This is a genomic window from Mesorhizobium sp. M7A.F.Ca.AU.002.02.1.1 (assembly GCF_003998535.1).
In the GTDB taxonomy this organism is placed as follows: domain Bacteria; phylum Pseudomonadota; class Alphaproteobacteria; order Rhizobiales; family Rhizobiaceae; genus Mesorhizobium; species Mesorhizobium ciceri.
Genome location: NZ_RZPB01000031.1, coordinates 1 through 18694, shown reverse-complemented (window position 1 = coordinate 18694; position 18694 = coordinate 1). Strand labels below are relative to the sequence as shown.

The following is an 18694-nucleotide window of genomic DNA, read 5'->3' as shown; positions in this document are numbered from 1 at the left end:
CCCAGTTCTGCAAGCACTACCGGACGCGGTGCGGCTGCGCACCGACGGATACCCGTCGCGAAGCAGCGAACCGGGCGGGCGGCTCTTCGGCCTCGCGAGAGCGCCACTAGTCCCGACGAAATCCGGGCCAATTCCACCATTCATGCAACGTCTCCCCGGCAAGGGGCGACGAAGGCGGGGCTTTGCCCGCAAGACCTTGCGAAGGAACTGTCATGAGCCGAATCAGAGTTGCCGTCGATGTCGGAGGGACTTTCACCGACATCTGCATCATGGACGAAGACAGCGGAGCGATCCGCATCGAAAAAACCGCCTCCACGCCTGACGATCCCATGCAGGCCATCATGAATGGCGTGGAGCAGGGGCGCATCGATCTTTCGGAGGTAACGATGTTCTCTCATGGTACGACGGTCGCCACCAATGCGCTGATCACCCGCCGTCTGCCGCGCACCGCAATGGTCTGCAGCGAGGGTTTTCGTGACGTTGTAGAGATCCGTCGCGCCAACAAGGAAGATCTCTGGGACACCTACAAAGATGTCGCCAAGCCCTATATCCCGCGCCGCGACCGGCTGACCGTCCGGGAACGGGTCAGTGCCGAGGGCACGATCCTGGAAGCGTTGGACGAAGAGGCCGCGCGCCGTGTCGCGGAGATTCTCAAGAAACGGCAGGTCAAGTCCATCGCCGTCTGCTTCATGAACTCCTATGTGAACGGCGCCAACGAGCGCCGCATGCGTGAGATCCTGAAGGAGGCAATGCCGGATCTGCCGGTCTCGATCTCCTCGGAGGTGATGCCGGAAATCTTCGAGCACGAACGTTTTTCCACCACCATGGCGAACGCCGTCTGCGCCCCGGTCGTCGTCGACTACGTGTCGCGTCTCGGAGAAAAGCTTGCCGACGCCGGATACAAGCGAGATCTCCTGTTGCTGCACAGCGGTGGCGGGGTCATGACGCCCGCGAGCGTCAAGGATTTCTCAGCCCGGCTCGCGGGATCCGGCATCGCCGCCGGCGCCATCGCAAGCCGCTTCATCGGAAATCTCTGTGGCTACCCGAACTCGATCGGCTTCGACATGGGCGGCACCAGCACCGACGTCTCGCTGGCCTGGAACGGGGAGTCGCGCATCACAAAGGACTGGTACATCGAATTCGGATATCCGATCCGCTTCCCCTCCATCGAGGTATTGACCATCGGTGCGGGCGGCGGGTCGTTGGCATGGCAGGACGAGGGCGGCAGCTTGCGCAACGGGCCGCAGTCCGCTGGCGCCTTTCCAGGTCCGGCCTGCTACAAGAATGGCAACCTCATTGCCACCAACACCGATGCCAATGTGGTGCTCGGCCGTCTCGGCACCAGCCTTGCGGGCGGCAAGATCACGCTCGACCCCGCTCTGGCCGCCGAGGCGGTTCAGGAGACGGTAGCGGAACCCTTCGGCATGGAACTCCACCAGGCGGCCGAGGCGATCATCGCCGTCGCCAACGCCAATATGGGCAATGCCGTCCGGCTTCTCTCCATCAGCCGAGGCTACGACCCGCGCGACTTTGCGCTGGTCGCATTCGGCGGTGCTGGCGCTTTGCACGGAGCGGCGGTGGCCAAGGAGCTTTCGATTCCAACCGTGATCGTACCGCCCAATCCCGGCGTTACCTCCGCGCTCGGTTGCCTTCTCGTCGACGTGCAGCACGATTTCTCCGAAAGCTTCATGGCCGATGCTTCGACTGTCTCGCCCGCCGAGATGCAGGCAGCCTTTGTTCTGATGGAAAAACAGGCGGTTGAGCGTCTGGGCCATGAGGGCGTGGCGCAGGAAGACATGGCGCTGCAGCGCACGGTCGAGATGATGTACCAGGGCCAATGGCGCTCGCTCGCGGTGTCAGCCCCGGCGCGGATCGAGAGCATCTGCCCGCTGATCGAGGCATTCCACAACGAACACGAACGCGAGTTCAACTACCGCCGCGAAGAGGCGCCGGTGTCGATCTTCCGCATCGCGGTCAAGGCGATCGGCATCGTCCCGAAAGCCGAGATACCGCGACACGAAGTCTTGCCTCATGTGCCCGAGCCGCTCGGCCGCCGCGGCGTCTGGTTCGACGGCGTATCTCATGATGCGGCTGTCTATGAACGCGACCAACTCAGCGCCGGCGCTGCCTTTGCGGGACCCGCCATCGTCGAACAGTTCGATTCCACCACCGTGGTTCCGCCGGGAATGAGCGCGACCGTCGATGGCTTCCTGAACATTCTCATCGTGACGAAAGGCTGAGACATGACAAAGCTGATTGAAACGGGCCCTGGCCTCGATCCGGTAACGTTCGAGGTGCTGAAGAACTCCTTCATCACCACCGTCGACCAGATGGCCGAACAGATGCTTCGCACCTGCTATTCCTTCGTCATCTACAACCGAGACTTTTCGAACGCCCTGCACGACGCCGATGGCAACTCCGTCGCCCAGGGCAACTACGACATCGCGGTCCATGTCGGCACACTGCACAACACGTGTAAGGAAGTGATCCGGGTCTTCGAAGGCGATATGGCACCCGGCGATGTCTACGCAATCAACGATCCTTATGCCGGCGGTACGCATTTCAGCGACGTTCGGCTCGTCCGGCCGATCTTCGATGAAGACAAACTGATCGGCTTCTCCCAGTCGAACGGACACTGGTCGGATCTCGGCGGCTCGGTGCCGGGCTCCTTCGACGTCACCGCCCGCGACATGTTCCGCGAAGGGCTGCGGATAACGCCGCTGCGCCTTTTCCAGCGCGGCCGCTTCTGCTCCGATGTTGCCAACATGATCGCGGCCAACACGCGCGATCCCGCATCGATCATTGGCGACATCCATTCCCAGGCGCAAGCGACGCAGGCGGCCGAGCGCGAACTGCTGCGGCTGGTCAAGAAGTACGGGCGCGGCCAGGTCATGCGCGGTATGGAGGAGGTTCAGGACTACGTCGAACGTGCCGTGCGAAAGCGTCTGGCGGAGCTGCCCGACGGCACCTGGGAGACGGTCGACTACATCGACCGGGATCTCGGTGCCGGCGAGGGCATGATCCCGATCCGCATCAAGATGACGATCAAGGGCGACACGATCCACTACGATTTTACGGGAAGCCACTCGACCATTGCCTCGATGTATAATTCCGCACCGGGCGCGACCTTCTCGGCCGTGGTCGCCGGCATGAAAACCTTCTTTCCGGACCTCCCGCTCAACAGCGGGTTTTACCGGATGATCGAGGTGACCGCGCCGAAGAACAGCATCGTCAGCGCGGAATGGCCGGTGGCGGTGACCGGGTTCCTGATGCCGTTTGAAAAGATCATGAACGCGATCTTCGAGATGTGGTCGAAGATCATGCCCGAACGCGCTATCGCCTGCGCCTTCAACCTCGAATATCTGCTGGCCGGGGGACGGGATGCGCGCAAACCCGAAAAGCCGATCTTCATGTTCTACGAATGGCTGCCTGGCGGCTGGGGCGGGCGCAACGGCAAGGATGGTGCCGATGTCACCACCGCCTGCTTCGGAACCGGGCTGATGTCGCAGCCGAACGAAGGCAACGAGCGGGTCAATCCCACTCGGACGCTCGAGTTCCAGATCAAGCAGGATTCAGCCGGGCCCGGCAAGTGGCGGGGCGGCGTCGGCGTGCAGAAGACCTCATTGCTGCTTGAGGCTGAAAATGCCGTCATGTCCTATATTTGCGACCGCGAGCGTGCTGTCGTCTGGGGTGTCGAAGGAGGCCTGCCGTCGATGCCCCACGGCTTGACCATGAAGCGCGCCGGAGAAGAGACCGAGATCTGGCTCGGCTCCGTATTCTCCGATTACTCCGTCCACACAGGCGACCAGTTCGCTCGTCCGACGGCCGGCGGCGGTGGTTTCGGCGATCCACTGCAGCGCGAGCCCCGCAAGGTGATGGAGGACGTGATCGACGACTACGTTTCCCTGGAGCGTGCCAGGACTGACTACGGTGTGGTGATCCGCGAAATCGACCGCGACCTGTGCCAGTACGAAATCGACGAGACGGCGACCGAAGCCTGCCGTACCGACATCCGGGCGAAACGGAAGGGCTGGGCACGCATGGATCCCGAGGAGGTCGCGCGCAAATACCGCTCCGGCGAGATCGATACGCTCGATGCGGTTCGGCACTATGCCGTGATCCTCGACTGGGAGACCGGCGAACTACTTCCCAAAACCACCGCCCAGTTCCGGGAGAGTTTTGAGAAACGGACCGTCACCCACTGGGTCTGAGCGCCAGCGAGCGCGCCGCAATCTTGCGGGCGCTCGCGGGATGCCAGAGTTATCTGTTTTTTCGATACCATATTCAAAGAATTACTATTTCACAGGAACCTAAAGCTGGAGCAACAATGTCGCAGCGCCGCGAAGGTTGGCTGCTCCGAGGGGTATGACAGATGGCACCAGGCGTGGGACGATCGTTCACCGCGGCCAGCACACTTGAAGAGGCAATGGCAGCACGCCGGCAGGGCGCGGTGGTGCTTGCAGGCGGCACCTGGATGATGCGTGATCCCCAACGCGGGGTCGACCTTCCCGACGCGGTGGTCGCACTCGACCGAATACCGGCCTTGTCCAAGGTCGAAATCGACTCGGACCATGTCGTGATCGGCGCAGCTGTTACCCACGCAGTCCTTGGCCGCGCATTGCATGGGGCAGCGGGCTTCGAAGGTCTGGTTGACGCGGCGGAGAACGCGGCCAATCCCGGTATCCGAAGGGTCGCCACCGTGGGCGGTAACCTTTGTGCCCTCGACTTTGCCGCCGCCGATCTCGCCCCTGCGCTTCTCGTCTGTGAGGCGACGGTGGAGCTGGAGACGTTCGAAGGCCCAAAACTCATCGGTATTTCGGATTTCCTCAAAGACAGGCATGCGCTGCTGGCAGAGGCGATTGTGACGAGAATTCATCTGCGCCGCGACCTTGTCGCAAGCGCGCATATCCGCCTGCCGCTTCGGAAGGCTGGCGACTATCCGGTCGCCGTCGTCTCGCTTGCGGTGGACAAGGACAAACGATGTCGCATCGCCGTCGGCTCGGTGGAGCCGGTAGCGCGGCGCTGGACGGCGCTCGAACAGGCGATGAGGGCAAGCCAGGCCTCCGCGCTCGATCCGGAGCGCGCTGCCGGGCTTGCACTAGAGCACAATGATTTTCAGGGCCGCGACGGCAGGGAAGCGGAGGGTTGGTACCGGCGCCAGGTTCTTCCGCCGCTGGTCAAGCGCGGTGTTGCCGCACTTCTCAAGACCGAGGGCCTGGCATGGTTGTGACATTCCAGCTGAATGGCGAGGACTGCAGCTTTCACGGCGATCCGATGACGCCGCTCGTCGACATCTTGCGGCGGGAACGATTCCTGACGGGGACCAAAGCCGTGTGCCGCGAAGGCTTCTGCGGCGCCTGCACGGTGCATGTCGACGACGAAGCGGTGCCGTCCTGCCTGAAGCCGATTGGCCTGGTCCAGGGGTGCGCGGTCACGACCATCGAGGGATTGAGCTCCGGAAACCAGGCGCTGCATCCGCTCCAGGCCAATCTAGAGGCCGCCGATGCCGTGCAATGCGGCATGTGTTTTCCAGGAATGGTTATGAGCCTTTCGGCGTTCGTGCGTGACAATCCGCATGCGAGCCGTCCCGACATCAAGGCCGCGATGGTCGGCAACATCTGCCGCTGCACCGGATATGAGCGGATCGTCGACACCGTGGCCGACTGCCTTGACCAAGCGCGGAAGGCTGGCCAGTCGGTGGGAGGCCTCCATGTCTGAGCTGTCCGCCACCGTGATGAATCTTCCCCGCCGCGATGCGCAGGACAAGCTGCGCGGGCGGACGAAATACACCAACGACCGGGTTCGCCCCGACATGTTGCATGCCGTGCTGCTGCGGTCGACCGTTTCCGCGGGGCGTATCCGCAAGCTCGACCTTTCGGCGGCACTTCGCTGTCCTGGCGTGCGCGCGGTGGCGACCGGCGCCGACGCGCCAGGCCTCTACGGCATCGGCATTGCCGACCATCCGCTCCTGGCCATCGACACCATCCGCTATCACGGCGAGCCGATCGCCGTCGTTGCCGCCGAAACGGAGAAGCAGGCGCGGGCGGCGCTTGCCGCCATCATGCTTGAGGTCGAGCCGCTGGTACCGGTGTCCACCATGGCCGAGGCACTCCAGCCCGCCGCCCGTCTCGTCCACGAGGGCTGGCGCGGCTATGAGGTGATCACCGAGGGCGGCGCACGTGCCGGCAACATCGCATGGGAGGCAAAATCCAGCCGCGGCGACGTCGATGCGGCCTTCGCCCGTCCCGACATACGCATTGTCGAGAGCAGCTTCACCGTCGGCCGGCAGAGCCATGTGCCTTTCGAACCGCGCGTTGCCATCGGCTCCTGGGAGGACGGCCGTGCTCACATCCAGACCTCGACGCAGGTGCCTTGGACAGTTCGCAACGTCACCGGAAGGGTCATGCAGCTTGCGCCCGGGCGTGTGCGGGTCACCGTGCCGCCTGTCGGAGGCGGGTTCGGCCTGAAATTCGATGCGTCCATCGAGCCGATCACGGCACTTCTGGCGCGGATGACCGGGCGCACGGTGGTCCTGGAAAACACCCGGCAGGAAGAGATGGCAACCTGCCTCTGCCGCGAGAATGCGGAAATCCGCATTCGCTCCGCTGTCACCGCCGAAGGATACATCGCCGGACGCGAGGCGGTCGTGCTGATGGACTGCGGCGCGTATGGCGGCGAACAGGTTTTCCTGACAACGATGACGGCGCACACGCTGGGCGGCAATTACAGGGTTGGCGCAACGCGGCTCGTCAGCCGCGCCGTATACACCAACACACCACCCAACGGCGCTTTCCGAGCTTGCAACGGCGTCTACAACACCTTCGCGTTGGAGCGACACACCGACGAAATCTGCGATGCGCTAGGCTTCGACCCAATGGAGTTCCGGAAGAAAAATGTCCTGGGAGATGGCGATCTCGGTGCCACGGGGCAGGTTTTCGAGGCCGACGTGCTGGGTCCGATGCTCGATCGCATGGAGACACTGCGCGCCAGCACCGGTACATCAGAGGCCGAGGCCGACGGCAGGCTCTATGGAATTGCGACCACGGTCGGCACATGGTTCGTTTTCGTCGGGCCTTCGGCGGCGACGGTGAATTTGAACGCCGACGGCAGCGCAACGCTGGTCACCTCGGGTGTGGAGATCGGATCCGGCACGATGGTGCAATCCCTGCCGCAGATCGTGGCTGGGCAGCTCGGGCTTGCTCCCGACCAGGTGATCGTGCGCGAAGCCGATACGGATGCCGCCGGTCTCGATGTCGGCGTTGGCGGTGGGCGCACCACCGTGTCCATTGGTGCCGCGAGCATCGCCGCCTGCGCGGAAGTGCGGGAGAAGCTGCTTCGGACCGCCGGCGAGATGCTCCAGACCCGACCGGAAGACCTGGTGCTGCGGGACGGTCGTGTCGAGATCACGGGACGTCCCGGTTCCGGCATGTCGATCCCCGCTGTCGTCGCCCATGCACAGGCAACCACTGGCCCGATCACCGGAAGCGGGGCCTTTGCCGCCAGGAACACTCCGGCAATGTCCGGCTGCGCGATGGGGCATTTCATCGATGCGCTCGACATTCCCGTCTTCGTCGTTCACGAGGCCGAGGTGGCGGTTGATCCGGACACCGGCCATGTCGAGGTGCTGGCCTATCGCGTAGTTCAAGATGTCGGCCGCGCGCTCAACCCGCGCGCCATCCTGGGCCAGATACAGGGCGGCGTGGTACAGGGGCTCGGCTATGCGTTGCACGAGGAGGTGACGCTCACCGCCGACGGATGCATCGCGCAGGACGATTTCGAGACTTATCGCCTGCCGCTGGCGCAGGATGTGGTTCCGGTCGCCGCCGACCTTTACGAGGGCGCGCCGTCGATGGGGCCTCTAGGCACCAAGGGTGCGGGCGAGGTCCCGATCCTGGCGGTGGGCGCGGCGATCGGCTGCGCTGTGGCACGCGCCATCGGCAAGCCGGTGCGGCAGCTGCCACTGACGCCGCCGCGCGTGCTTCGACTGCTGCATGAGCGCGAACCACCGCCGGAATTCCCGCACATCGCCCCCGGCTGGGCGTTGAACACTCTGGGCTGAGGCAAGTAAACCATGGTCACCCTGAACTGCGACATGGGCGAAAGCTACGGCAACTGGCGCTTCGGTGACGATGCCGGCATCATGCCTCATATCGATTGCGCCAACATCGCCTGCGGCTTCCACGCCTCCGATCCATGGACGATGCTGAAGACCGTGCGGCTCGCCCTTTCGCATGGCAAGCGGGTCGGCGCGCATCCCTCCCTTCCCGATCGTGAGGGGTTCGGCCGGCGCGAAATGAGACTTCAGCCGGAGGAACTGACAGCTGCCTTCCTCTATCAAATCGGTGCTCTGACAGGGATGCTGGCCGCCGAGGGCGGGCAACTCAGCCATGTCAAGCCGCATGGCATCATTTACGGCATGGCCGCGCACGACGTCGACACTGCCCGGGCAATTGCCGCGGCGGTCAAGCCGTTCGGCGTCCCTCTCTTCGGCATGGCGGGAACCTGTCACGAGACGGCGGCAGCCGAACTCGGCGTTGCCTTCGTGGGCGAGTTCTTTCCCGATCTTGCCTACGCTCCCGGCGGCAGCCTGATCATCCCGCGCGTCCAGTCGGCCATCGACCTGACGCTTGCCGAGCACCGCATGATGGGGGCGCTTACTCGAGGCGAACTCGTCACGACAGACGGCACGATCCGCCCGGTCGACTTCGACACCGTCTGCATCCACTCCGATCCGCCGAATGCGCGCGACGTCGCCGCGCTGATGCGGCGGATCATCGACACTCATTCCAACGGCCTGCCATGATTCATTCTCCCGAATCGTGAAAGCTCCACGCAAGGGACTCGAGGACTATCTCGAACTCACTGCCCGAACCATTTCTCCAAGCCGCTGAGGACTTCCATGGATGCGCTTTCCAACTCTCTCGCCGCCGCCGACATCGCCACCACCATGCACCCCTACACCAACCTGCGTCAGCACGAAGAAACCGGGCCGCTGATCATCAGCCGCGGCGACGGCATCCGTGTGTATGACGAACGCGGCAAGGAATACATCGAAGGGCTGGCCGGGCTCTGGTCGGTGGGCGTCGGCTTTTCGGAAAAGCGGTTGGCCGACGCTGCCTATCAGCAAATGCTGAAGCTGCCCTACTACCACACCTTCTCCTCCAAGGCGCATGAGCCATCCATCCGGCTCGCGGAGAAACTCGTGGAGATGACGCCGGAAAACCTGACGCGTGTCTTCTTCACGTCGTCGGGCTCGGAAGCCAACGACACCATCGTCAAGATGATGTGGTTCATGAACAACGCGCTGGGCCGGCCAAAAAAGAAGAAATTCCTGGCACGGACCAAGGGCTATCACGGCATCACCGTCGCCTCCGGCAGCCTGACAGGCTTGCCGGTCAACCATCGCGACTTCGATCTGCCGGCCATTCCCGTTCGCCACCTGACCTGCCCGCACTTCTATCGCTTCGGCATGGCAGGCGAAGACGAAGCCGCCTTCACGGCGCGCCTGCTCGCCGAGCTGGAAGCGGTGATCGCCGAAGAAGGGGCTGACACCATCGCAGCCTTCATAGGAGAGCCGCTCAGGGCAGCCGGCGGCGTTCTGCCACCGCCGGTCGGGTACTGGGAAGGCGTGGAGAAAATCTGCCGGGCAAATGATATCATTCTGATAGCGGACGAGGTGATCTGTGGTTTCGGGCGGCTTGGTACGCCCTTCGGCGCTCAGAAATACGGCTTCACGCCTGATATCATGACGGTCTCCAAGCAAATCACGTCGTCTTATATGCCGCTTGCCGCCGTCATTTTCTCCGATGCGATCTATCAGGCGATCGCCGACAACACCGCCACGATCGGCAATTTCGGCCACGGCTTCACGGCGTCAGGTCATCCGGTCGCGACGGCAGTGGGTCTCGAAAACCTGGCCATCTTCGAGGAGCGGGACCTGATCGGAAACGCGGCCCGCCTCGAGACGTCGTTCCAGGCCGGCATCCGCTCATTTGCCGATCACCCGCTTGTCGGCGAAGCGCGGGGCACCGGTCTTATCGGCGCCGTTGAGCTGGTGGCAGACAAGGCGACGAAACGCCCCTTCGTCAAGGTTGGGCGCGCAGGGGGTATCGCAGCAGGCTTCGGCCACGAGGAAGGCCTCATCTTCCGCGCCATCGGCGATCAGCTCGCGCTCTGCCCGCCGATGATCTCGACAGAAGACGATGTGAAAGAAATCATGACGCGCATGGGCCGGACGCTTGAGCGCCTGACCGGTGCGGTTGCCAAGGAGGGACTTGAATGACCCGCATGAAAGCCGAACCGGTCGTCCATATCGACGACGAACGCTTTCGGGTCACCGAATGGCGCTTTGCCGCCGGGGCCGAGACCGGCTGGCACATCCATGGCCATGACTACGTCATCGTGCCGCTTACGGACGGCAAGCTCGGTCTCGAAGGCCCGGACGGCGCGCAGTCGCAAGCCGCCCTCACTCAAGGGGTGCCCTATTCGCGGCGGACGGGTGTGGCCCACAACATCATCAATGCCGGCGATGCGCCGCTGGCCTTCCTGGAGGTCGAGGTCGTTGAGGCCGGCGATCTCGCAGCCAGGCGGCTCGCCGTGCTTGACCGGTTCCTCGCTGCCTGGAACGCTCGCGATGTGGGCGCGCTGATGGACTGCATGGCTGAGAATTGCGCTTTCCACGGCTCGGCCGGACCCGATGCCGAAGGGCGCAAGCATATGGGGCGTGACGCCGTGCGCGCCGCCTATGCAGCGCTGTTCGATGCTTTCCCGAAGGCCGCGTGGACCAGGGGACGGCACGTCGTGACGGGCGACACCGGGCTTTCATCATGGCGCTTCGTCGGCACCACGGCAGCGGGGCAGCAAATCGAAGTCGACGGCTGCGATATCTTCGCTTTCTCGGGGGAGCTCATAGCGCTCAAGGATTCCTACCGCAAAGCGCGAGGGTAGCGAAAATCTGAATTCATCGGGCGACGAAGGGCGGTCCAAGCGGGCCGCCCTCGTTTTTTGTCCAAAGGCAAGATCCTACGAAAGGGCCGGGCTTACCCGGCCCATCTTCTTACTTGAGCAAGGCTTCCATCGGTACCGGCTCGGAAATCGTCCAGTTGCCTACAACACCCGGCTTGCCGGCCTTGGTCTCGACGATCAGGTACCGCGTCTGGTTCTGGTGATGCAGTTCCGGCGTGAAGGTACGAGGCCCGAACAGCGTCGGCTCGTTCTTCATCTTCTCCAGTTCCGCGACGACGGCGTCGGCATCGGTCGTGCCTGCACGCTCCACCGCCTTGGCCCAGACGTCGACCATGACGTAACCCGGAAAGACATACTGGCTCGAGGGATCGGCGCCTGTCTTCGCCTTGTAGGTGGCATTGAACTTCAGCACTTCCGGATTGGGATCGTCGCCATAGATCGATCCCTGAACGGGGACGTAGAAGTTCGTCAGATCGGGCACAGCGGATAGCCAATAGCTACCGTCGACGCCCGAGCCATTCAGGATCATGGAGTTGATGCCCGCGGCACGAAGCTGCTTGATGGCCGAAACAGCGCCCGGCATCATTGTGCAAAGCATGATCGCATCCGGCTCCTTCGGCAGAGACTTGATGCGGGTGATCTGCGCGGCGATGGAGGCGTCCTCGTTCTTGAAGGTGTCTTCACCGACAAGCTTCGCGCCCTGGGCTTCGAGCTTCGGCATCATCCAGTCGAAGCCGTCGCAGATGCCCTTGTTGTAGGCCGTCCAGGTATCGAGCAGACGGTAGAAGTCCTTTGCGCCTTTTTCCTTGAATGCCCACTCGGCCATGGTCGCGCCCTGCACGGGCGCCAGCACCGACGCGGAGAAGCTGTGCGGGCCGACACCCTGGATACCGGCCTTGACCGATTCCGCGCACAGGAAGAAGGAGATACGGCCCGCGTCCTCGGCCGCGAGCGCAGCCGGCGATCCGAAGTCGTAGTCGCACGAGACGACCACGAGATCCGCGCCCTGGTCGAGCACGGAGAGGCCCGCCTTGGCGCCTTCGGCCCGGTCGGACTTGGTGTCGGCCTTGACGACCTTGATCTGCTTTCCAAGCAGACCGCCAGCCGCATTGATCTCGTCGATGCGGATCAAGGCCGCCTCCTGCGCAGGCTTGTCATAGGCTTCCATGAAGCCCGACTCCGCAGTGGCGAAGCCGATGACGATGGTCTTGTCATCGGCCAGGGCCGGGTATGCGATGGACATCGAGGCCAGAGCGGTTGCGACAATTCTCATTTTGTATGTCATGCACGTCTCCTTTTTGTTTTCCGGTCGGGCTTGTGCCGCCGGTCACTTGTTGCGACTGCTGCGGGGTAAGGTGATCTCGCGGTTGCCCATGAGTCCGGATGGGCGAAGCGCGAGGATCACGATCATGATGACGCCGAGGGCTATTTCCTGAACCCCTTTCGGGAGGGCGAAAGTGGACTCGCCGAGCGATACGCCTGCCTCCAGCCAGCGCAGCGCCTGGATAAGGGCGGACAGCAGGACGACACCCACCACACCCCCCGACAGGCTGCCCATGCCGCCGACGACGAGCATGGAAAGGGTGATGAAGGTGAGACCGAGATAGAATGTGTCGGGTGTGACCACGCCGATGGAATGAGCCATGAGCGCACCGCCCAGCCCCATCACCGCGCCTGATATGACGAATGCCACCAATCTTTCCCTGGGAATGTCGATACCGGAAGCCGCGGCGGCGGTGGGCTCGTCGCGGGCAGCACGAAGGGCCAGGCCGGACCGGGAGATCGCGTGCGCCCAGGCGATGAAGATCGCGACCACGGCGCCGATGAGATACGGCCAGATCACGCGTACGATCGGAATGCCGACGACCGATGAGGTCGCTCCGGTCACGCTCTCCCAGTTGGAATAAATTGTGTTGATCATGGCGAGCATCGCGAAGGTCGCGATCGAAGCCGCGATGCCCGATAATCGCATCAGCACCCGCCCGAAGATGAGAGCGGCGAGGGCGGCGAACAATGCTGCCAGCATAGCCGATTGCCAGTACGGCAATCGGGTCGCCAGCAGCCATTCGGGCAGTCCCGGCAGCGAACCGCGTTTCATCATCGGATTGATGGTGAGCCACGCGGCCGCGTAGGCGCCAAGGCAGGTGAAGCCGATATGCCCGAAGCTGAGAACGCCCGAATTCCCGATAAAGATGTATAGGCCCACGACGAGGATGACACGGACGAACACGTCGATCACCGTCTGGTTGAAGGGCCGCGATCCGGTCATCACCGTGATCAGCGCGATGGCCAGCAGCAGCAGAGAAAGCAGGACCGGTGTCAGGATTGTGCGGCGGGCAAGCGCGAAGCGGGCGGGCTTTCGCTCGGCAGCCGGGGCACCGGCAGCGGTAGAGTTGGTGAGGGAGGCGACGACACCCATGAAATCAGATCCTTTCCTTGGTGCCGCGCGCGGCAATAAGCCCCTGTGGGCGGAAGAGGAGGACGAGGATGACCGCTCCATAGACAAAGGCATCGCGGAATGGCCGGGCGTCGATGGGCAGCATGACTTGCATGATCACCGAGGCGGCACCCAGCAGGAAGCCGGCGAGCACGGCTCCCCCGAGGCTGCCGAGGCCGCCAATGACGGTGGCGATGAAGGCCATCAACATGATCGAGGCGCCCATCTGGATGTCCAGCGTGCCTGTCTGGGCGCCAAAGATCAGTGCAATGGCGGCGGCCAACGCGCCGGAGAGGGCGAACGCGCCCATGATAACCCGGTTCGCACGCACACCCAGCATTCGGGCCATCGAGAAGTTCTCGGCCGCCGCCCGCATCTCCAGGCCGAAGCGGGTTTGACGCAGGAACAGTGTCAGGCCGATCAGGATGACCATCGTGGCCACGATCGTTATGAGCTGGAGGAGGGGAAGCCTGGCACCAAGGATCTCCACCGGCTGGGACAGTTCGGGCAGCAGCGAGATCGATTTCGGCCGACTGGAGAAAAGCATGAGCAGGAAGTAGCGAATGACGAAACCGAGCGCGAAGGAGGCGATCATCATGGTTGCCGGATTTGCCTGACGGAACCGCCTGAAGACGACGATTTCGCACAGCACCGACAGCCCGGCCCCGCAGAGGAGCACGAATGGCAACAGCAGGTACCACGGCAATTGGCCGGCGAAGACGATGGCCATTGCGTCCGTAGACGGCCATAACAGGGCGAAGACGCAGAAGGCGATGACGTCGCCATGCGCGAAGTTCACGAGCCGCATGACGCCGAAGATGAGGGCAATGCCGAGCGCCCCGAGCGCGTAGAGCGAACCAAGCGAGAGTGCGTCGAACAGGATCTGAAGCATCTCAATTGTCCTCGTAGCCGAAATAGGCAGCCTGGATCGCCTCGCCATTGCCGAGCGTCCGCGCGTCGCCATCGAGCACGATCTGTCCGCCACGCATCAGGATCATCCGCCCGCCCACCATCATCGCCCGGGCCGAGCTCTGCTCAACGATCAGGAGCGTGAGCTGGCGCTGCGCACGCAGCGCGATCAGCCGCTCGTAGACCTGGTCGTTGATGTTGGGGGCGAGGCCCAGTGAAGGCTCGTCGATGGCTACAAGCCGCGGATTGGTCATCAGCGCGCGGCCGATGACCAGCATTTGCTGCTGCCCGCCGGACAGCAATCCCGCCTGCCCGTGCCGCCTCTCTTTCAGCATCGGGAAGGTTGCGTAGACGGCTTCGAGTTCGTCGGCCGCTCGGCTGCGCCAGCCGCGTTCGCGGGCGTGCATGCCGGTTCCGACCAGAAGGTTCTCTTCGGTCGTCAGCGAGCCGAAGACATCGCGCCCCTCCGGCACCATGGAGAATCCGAGCCGGGCGATGTTCTCCGGCGCCTGGCCGGTGATCTCATGACCTGCAAGGTCGATCCGGCCGCCCGCCACCGGCGTAACACCGGCGATCGCGCGCAGCAGCGAAGACTTCCCGGCTCCGTTCGGGCCGGTGATGAACAGGATTTCTCCCTCGTCCATGGAGAAGGAGACATTGCGGACCGCCGTGAGACGGCTGTAGCGGATGGTGATGTCGGAAAGGGCGAGCAGGCTCATTCCATCGCCTCCAGCACAGGCAGGTCGGTGTTCGCGGCCGTGCCCATATAGGCGTGGCGCACCTTCTCGCTGTCGCGGATCGCGGCAGGCGGTCCTTCCTCGATAATCGCTCCGGAATCGAGCACGACGATATGCTGGCAAAGGCCGAGCACCAGCCCGACATTGTGCTCGATGAGCAGGACACCACAGCCGAGATCGCTGGCGATGTGTCTTATCAGGGCGGAAAGCTCCCGCGCCTCCAGTGCGCTCATGCCAGCCGCGGGCTCGTCGAGCAGGATGTATGCGGGCCGTCCCATCAGGGCGCGGCCAATGGCGACGCGGCGCTCGTCCGTGTATGGCAACGTTCCGGCGATGCGGGTACCCAGCGCACCGATGCCTATCCAGTCGAGCATCGCTTCCGCTTCGGCGATGGCAGCGCGCCGGCTCATTCCCAGGCCAACGCCGGTCACTTCCAAATTGTCCAACACAGGCAGGTCGCGGAAGAGCCGCCCACCCTGAAAGGTGCGGGCAATGCCGCGCCGCCGGACCTGATGCGGCTTGAGACCCGTGAGTGCTTCCCCGTCGAGCTTGATGGTGCCTTCCGTCGGTGCCTGGAAGCCGGTCAGCACGTTGACGAGCGTGGTCTTGCCAGCGCCATTCGGGCCGATGAGGCCACTGATGCGGCCGGGCGTAATTTGGAGGTCTACCGATGACAGGGCCTTCAGCCCCGCAAACGATACCGAGACGTTCTCCGCGCTCAGATGACTCATGACCCTTTCCTTCTTTCTACCGACGGAAAGGCGCGAAGCATCCGGCCTTGCGGCCAGCCACGTTGCAAATGTCTTCCCCTGTCGGTTCCGGCGGTCTCTAGCGGACTGCTCGGGTGCCAAATTCACGCCGTTGCCCGGCGTCGTCTTGTCGTTTCGCGCACCGGATTTTGTCTTCCGCCACGCGCGGTCGGTTTTGGCCGGCCGATCTCCTCGCCTCCGGCTCCTCCGCCGGCATTCCCGGCTGACGTCAGCCGGCCAGATGCCCTTCAGCACGCGCCAGCGCGGCGCGCTGTTCGGTTCGCGCGGCAAGCGCGTCTTCCAGCGTCACCGGGACGAAGCGCGCCGGGGTGTGCGGCTGGAGCTGGGCGATAAGGTCCATGTCGGCCGATATCACCACGCCCAGCATCATATACCCGCCACCCGAAACCGCGTCCCGGTGAAGAACGATCGGCTCAGTGCCACTCGGCACCTGGACGGATCCGTAAGGATAGCAGGCATCGACGATGTTCGAGGGGTCGGAGCCCGCACCGAAAGGCTGCTCGCGCTCGACGAATTCCAGCGGCGTTCCGCCGCGGAAGCGATAGCCGATACGGTCGGCTTCGGGCGCGACCTTCCAGGTTTCCTCAAAGAACCGATTGCCGGCAGCCTCAGTGATCCGATGCCAGTATATGCCGGGAAGCATTCTGAGTTCCGCCGGACTATTGCGCGCGCGGCGCAGATTTGCAGGCAGTGAAAGACCGGCTTTGCCGGAACCTTCGCCGAGGGGAAGCTCATCGCCCGCTTTCAGCGTGCGGCCCTGATGGCCGCCAAGCGCGCCCAGAATGTAAGTCGAGCGCGAACCGAGAACCACGGGTACGTCGATGCCGCCGGAGACGGCCAGATAAGCGCGCGCGCCGCCCTTGAGGAAGCCGAAAGAAAGTCGGTCACCGGCCTTCACCGGAAAACTTTCCCACGTCGACCGTTCCTCGCCATTGAGTTTGGGTGGGAGCTCTCCACCTGTGACGGCGACGACCGCGGATTGGGTGAATTCGAGTTCGGGACCCATGAAAGTGGCTTCGAGCACCGCGGCACCCGGATCGTTGCCGACAAGCAGGTTTGCGATGCGTGTCGCAAAGCGGTCCATGCCGCCGCCTTCTGGAATGCCGACATGATAGTGGCCGGGTCGGCCAAGGTCCTGCACGGAAGTGGAGAGGCCGGGAGAGATTACCTTAACGGCCATTGATAAGCTCCATCAGCTTTGCATTGGTGCCGTAAATGTCGCTGTTGAAATCCTTCAGGCTGAAGGTGCACTCGCGAACCGTCGGCTGCCACCGATTGGCTTCGATTTCCTCAAGCGTGGCGTCGTAGTCATCGCGGCCAATGGCCTTGAACTTGACGATATCGCCTGGCTTGAACAGGCACATGTCATCGGCGAGGTAGCGCACCTTCCTGGTCGGGTCGTAGATCGGGGCCGGGGTTATGCCATACATCTGGTAGCCGCCAGCGCCGCGTACCGAATAGATCGCTGCAAAGCAGCCGCCATGGCCAATGGTGAGCTTGGGAGTGTCGGTGCGTGGACGCAAGTATTTCGGCGCCTGAATCTGTTTCTTGCGCTCAACCATCTGGTACAGGAAGGGCAGTCCGGCGACGAAGCCGACCATCGATACGAACCAGGGCTGGCCGGAATAGGCCTCGATAAACTCTTCCACCGTGGCGTAGCCGTTGATGCGTGCCGAATATTCAAGATCGGTGGAGGAGGGGTCCTGATGGCGCTCGCGGAAGCGCAGGCAGGTTTCACGCGTCCATGGATCCTGGAAATAAACCGGCAGTTCGATGATCCGGGTCTTCAGCACCGGGTCCGACTTCGAGGCGGCCTCTTCCATCGACTTCAGTTCGCTGAGCAAATCCTGCGGCTTGACGATGTCGGGGTTGAAGCGAATCTGGAAGCTGGCGTTGGCTGGGCAGATCTCGGTGACGCCTCGGATGCCTGCCGTACGCACCGCATTGGTCATCGAAAGGCCGGTAAAGAAGGAGGTGAGCGACATTTCTTCGGACACCTCGCCGAAGATATGTTCGTCACCGCCGAAGTTGAATCGTATCGACATCGGTCCTCCTTAACCCGCCAATGCTGCGGCGTTTTCGATGAGCCAGCCTTCCAGCCAGCGGGTATGCACGTCTCCCGCCCGCATCGCCGGATCGGCGGCCAGCGCAAGAAACAGCGGCTTGGTGGTCTTGAGCCCGCCGATCTTCAACTCGTTGAGCGCGCGGATCAGGCGCACTATCGCCGCCTCGCGCGTCTCTGCATGCACGATCAGCTTGGCAAGCAGCGAGTCATAAAAGGGCGGCACCTGATAGCCTTGATAGAGCATCGAATCGAAGCGTACGCCCGGACCGCCGGGAATGCGAAGCTCGGCCACCTGCCCGGGGAATGGAGCGAACTCCTTCGCCGGGTCTTCGGCATTGAGCCGGACTTCGATCGCATGCCCTTTGACGGAGACATCGCTTTGCCGGATCCGCAGCTTCTCGCCGCCGGCGATGCGAAGCATCTCCGCAACGAGGTCGATGCCGGTGATCGCTTCGGTGACCGGGTGCTCGACCTGGATACGGGTGTTCATCTCGATGAAGTAAAAGCGGTCTGCTTCATCGTCGTAAAGATACTCTACCGTGCCGGCACCAGAGTATTTGACCGCCTTGGCCAAGGCGACCGCTGAAGCGCAGAGCTCTTCGCGCAGCCTGTCTGAAAGTGCGCGCGACGGCGCCTCCTCCCAAACCTTCTGGCGTCGCCGCTGCAGCGAGCACTCCCGCTCGTAGCAGTGGATGGCATCGCTTCCGTCTGCCAGCACCTGCACCTCGATATGGCGGGCCTTGCCGATCACCTTTTCCATGTAGAGACCACCATCGCCAAAGGCGGCGAGGGCTTCTGCTTCGGCCTGAGG

The 18694-nt window shown here is 63.3% G+C and carries 15 protein-coding genes and 1 pseudogene; 8 read left to right on the top strand and 8 right to left on the bottom strand.

The genetic code is table 11. The features are described from left to right. The first annotated feature begins 212 nt into the window (after positions 1-212). From EN879_RS03910 to EN879_RS03875, 8 genes are all read left to right on the top strand, one after another. Entirely contained in the window at positions 213-2240 is a 2028-nt protein-coding gene (locus tag EN879_RS03910) for a hydantoinase/oxoprolinase family protein (RefSeq protein ID WP_063167462.1), read from the top strand. A 3-nt stretch (positions 2241-2243) separates the two neighbouring features. Next, entirely contained in the window at positions 2244-4211 is a 1968-nt protein-coding gene (locus EN879_RS03905; RefSeq protein WP_063167463.1) for a hydantoinase B/oxoprolinase family protein, read from the top strand. A 161-nt stretch (positions 4212-4372) separates the two neighbouring features. Continuing rightward, on the top strand, positions 4373-5230 hold the full coding sequence (locus EN879_RS03900; protein ID WP_063167464.1) for an FAD binding domain-containing protein: 858 nt from the start codon (positions 4373-4375) through the stop codon (positions 5228-5230). After that, positions 5221-5718, top strand: a complete 498-nt coding sequence (locus EN879_RS03895; RefSeq protein WP_063167465.1) for a (2Fe-2S)-binding protein — start codon at positions 5221-5223, stop codon at positions 5716-5718. Before EN879_RS03900 ends, EN879_RS03895 begins: the two co-directional genes overlap by 10 nt. Beyond that, entirely contained in the window at positions 5711-8059 is a 2349-nt protein-coding gene (locus EN879_RS03890) for a xanthine dehydrogenase family protein molybdopterin-binding subunit (RefSeq protein WP_063167466.1), read from the top strand. The genes EN879_RS03895 and EN879_RS03890 overlap by 8 nt, the downstream gene beginning before the upstream one ends. A 12-nt stretch (positions 8060-8071) precedes the next feature. Further along, entirely contained in the window at positions 8072-8803 is a 732-nt protein-coding gene (locus tag EN879_RS03885) for a LamB/YcsF family protein (RefSeq protein WP_063167467.1), read from the top strand. Positions 8804-8899: 96 nt separating this feature from the next. Next, complete coding sequence (locus EN879_RS03880; protein ID WP_127273954.1) at positions 8900-10282, top strand: aspartate aminotransferase family protein; 1383 nt, start codon at positions 8900-8902, stop codon at positions 10280-10282. Further along, positions 10279-10947, top strand: coding sequence for a nuclear transport factor 2 family protein (locus EN879_RS03875; RefSeq protein ID WP_063167469.1), 669 nt, complete (start codon positions 10279-10281; stop codon positions 10945-10947). The genes EN879_RS03880 and EN879_RS03875 overlap by 4 nt, the downstream gene beginning before the upstream one ends. A gap of 109 nt (positions 10948-11056) precedes the next feature. Here EN879_RS03875 and EN879_RS03870 read toward each other — a convergent pair whose 3' ends face one another. The 8 genes and pseudogenes from EN879_RS03870 to EN879_RS03835 all read right to left on the bottom strand — a co-directional run. Next, complete coding sequence (locus EN879_RS03870) at positions 11057-12250, bottom strand: ABC transporter substrate-binding protein (RefSeq protein WP_013533160.1); 1194 nt, start codon at positions 12248-12250, stop codon at positions 11057-11059. Positions 12251-12292: 42 nt separating this feature from the next. Further along, positions 12293-13384 carry a branched-chain amino acid ABC transporter permease gene (locus tag EN879_RS03865; RefSeq protein WP_063167470.1) on the bottom strand — a complete coding sequence of 364 codons (1092 nt, stop codon included), beginning with the start codon at positions 13382-13384 and terminating at the stop codon, positions 12293-12295. Between the two features lie 4 nt (positions 13385-13388). Then, complete coding sequence (locus EN879_RS03860; protein WP_013533158.1) at positions 13389-14294, bottom strand: branched-chain amino acid ABC transporter permease; 906 nt, start codon at positions 14292-14294, stop codon at positions 13389-13391. A 1-nt stretch (position 14295) separates the two neighbouring features. Beyond that, on the bottom strand, positions 14296-15030 hold the full coding sequence (locus tag EN879_RS03855; RefSeq protein ID WP_013533157.1) for an ABC transporter ATP-binding protein: 735 nt from the start codon (positions 15028-15030) through the stop codon (positions 14296-14298). Next, positions 15027-16088, bottom strand: coding sequence for an ABC transporter ATP-binding protein (locus EN879_RS03850; RefSeq protein ID WP_244514266.1), 1062 nt, complete (start codon positions 16086-16088; stop codon positions 15027-15029). The genes EN879_RS03855 and EN879_RS03850 overlap by 4 nt, the downstream gene beginning before the upstream one ends. Then, on the bottom strand, positions 16027-16998 hold the full coding sequence (locus tag EN879_RS03845; protein ID WP_063167471.1) for a biotin-dependent carboxyltransferase family protein: 972 nt from the start codon (positions 16996-16998) through the stop codon (positions 16027-16029). The genes EN879_RS03850 and EN879_RS03845 overlap by 62 nt, the downstream gene beginning before the upstream one ends. Then, on the bottom strand, positions 16988-17863 hold the full coding sequence (locus tag EN879_RS03840) for a carboxyltransferase domain-containing protein (RefSeq protein ID WP_013533154.1): 876 nt from the start codon (positions 17861-17863) through the stop codon (positions 16988-16990). Before EN879_RS03840 ends, EN879_RS03845 begins: the two co-directional genes overlap by 11 nt. 9 nt (positions 17864-17872) lie before the next feature. Next, positions 17873-18694: pseudogene (locus tag EN879_RS03835) on the bottom strand (acetyl-CoA carboxylase biotin carboxylase subunit); the annotation flags it as partial.